Annotated in this window: 3 protein-coding genes; 1 reads left to right on the top strand and 2 read right to left on the bottom strand. The window is 38.6% G+C overall.

Going from position 1 to position 1,749, the window contains the following annotated elements; all coding sequences use genetic code 11:
* The coding region (locus LS48_RS14550; RefSeq protein ID WP_162266502.1) for a transposase at positions 1–217 on the bottom strand (217 nt) is incomplete at its 3' end.
* A gap of 182 nt (positions 218–399) precedes the next feature.
* On the opposite strand from LS48_RS14550, the gene LS48_RS14545 reads away from it, so the two are divergent.
* Entirely contained in the window at positions 400–1,131 is a 732-nt protein-coding gene (locus tag LS48_RS14545; protein ID WP_062623207.1) for a hypothetical protein, read from the top strand.
* A 39-nt stretch (positions 1,132–1,170) separates the two neighbouring features.
* On the opposite strand, the gene LS48_RS14540 is transcribed toward LS48_RS14545, so the two are convergent.
* Positions 1,171–1,749, bottom strand: a 579-nt coding sequence (locus LS48_RS14540) for a transposase (protein ID WP_131807742.1), incomplete at its 5' end; no start/stop codon positions are given.

The following is a 1,749-nucleotide window of genomic DNA, read 5'->3' as shown; positions in this document are numbered from 1 at the left end:
TTATGTTTTCCAGATAGCCCACCAGGCATATCTTGAAAAAGACCACGGGGTCTATGCTTTTTTGCCCGCTTTGTCCATAGAACTTATTGGTGAGCGGGTAAAGAAAGTCCAGGTCTAGAACTTCTTTTAGCCGTCGGTAAAAATTTTCTTTTGAAACCCTGTCGCTTAGCTTAAAGCTTGTGAAGAGTTTTTCCTGATAGTTTTTCTTGCCTTGCATAGGCATGAAATTAATAAACTTCTCAATTTTATACAAGCCTTTTGCTATATTTGAAGAGGTGGTTGTGCAACAGGCACAATGGCTATAAACAATTGGGGCGAAAGTGATAAAACGAAAAGTTAGGGCTTAAAATCCCCAACTGTTCATAGCCTCAACGTTGCCACCAATTAAAACCAAACTGAATGCAGACATACCTTTGTACAAATTGTGGAGTAATAAATTTAGATAATTCGACAAATTACTGTGTTAACTGTAATTCAGAATTTGACGAAGAAAAGTATAAACAACTTACAGAGTACGCTGAACGAGCTACTAAATATGGCTACCAATATAGAGTTGAATACGAGCATCAAGTAGAAAAATTTGGAAAGGTTAAATCCAAATACTCGTTAATTGACCCTTCTAATTACTATCAATGGTTAGCTGCTGCTGCATTAAGTGGAATTGTTGGGACGATAGCTTATGATTTAGTCAAGTTTGTAGCTAAACAGATTTATAAGACAATTACTTCAAAGAAAACTGAAATTACAGATAGCGACAAACAAGTTTTAGAATTCATCTCTAACAATGCTGAACTAATAAAGTTTACCAATTACATTAGACAATATTACAGCGGAAACGCAAAAATCCCGAAAGAGGCTTTAAATGCAATTTTAGAAGAAGAACTTGTTCATTCACTCATAAACAACCACAAAGGAGAATTTAATGATGTTCTGAAAAAAATGGCAGATGATAAAAGTGATGAAAAGCCAGATTTAGCTAAACATTTTGGAGCTCTGTATTTAGAAGCAGCAAAAAGTGCTGGAAAAAAAAGAAAAGATAAACCTAAATTGAATGAATTAAAGGAATCTATGAAGGTTTTGAAAAAGGAAATTAAAAAGGCAAAAAAAGATAAAAGAAAACGAAAAAAATAACTGGTGGCAACAAAGATCTGAGTTGAAAAACAAATCTTTTTAGTTCAATTTGGATACAAATTTCTCATCATAGGGCAAACCGCTTTTTGCGATTGCAAATGCCTGTTTCAGCAGTTTGTTAGCCACCGCAATAAGTGCCAGTTTTTTGCTCTTTCCCTTTGCCACAATGCGTTCATAGATCTCCCTACAGGCTTTGTTGTGCTTGCACGCCGAGAATGCGCACAGGAAGAGAAGGTTCCTGAGTTTCTGGTTGCCCACCTTTGATATTCTGCTCTTGCCCCGCACGCTGCTTCCCGATTGCCGGATTGTGGGGGTAATCCCCACATAGCTGCACAATTGGCCGGCAGTCTCAAATTTGTCAAAACCATCTGTTATAACAATGAGGAAGAGGGCCGTTTTGGTACCCAGGCCTGGAATTCCCTTCAACAATGTAAGTTGGTGTTGTTGGTCCTGCTTTACCAATAAAAGCAACCTTTCCTCCAGTGCCTTTACCTCCTTGTCCAAATGCTTGAGGTCACGCTTGAGGGATTGATGGACAAACTTGGAGGGAATGCCCAAAGTTTCCTCCCCGTGCAGCTTGTTCTTGGTGGCGGTGCGCTTCTTCAGATAGCTGTCCAG

The organism is Aequorivita aquimaris (genome assembly GCF_001573155.1).
GTDB classification, from domain to species: Bacteria; Bacteroidota; Bacteroidia; order Flavobacteriales; family Flavobacteriaceae; genus Aequorivita; species Aequorivita aquimaris.
The sequence above is the reverse complement of the archived record's forward strand: the minus strand, read 5'-3'. Positions and strand labels throughout refer to the sequence as shown.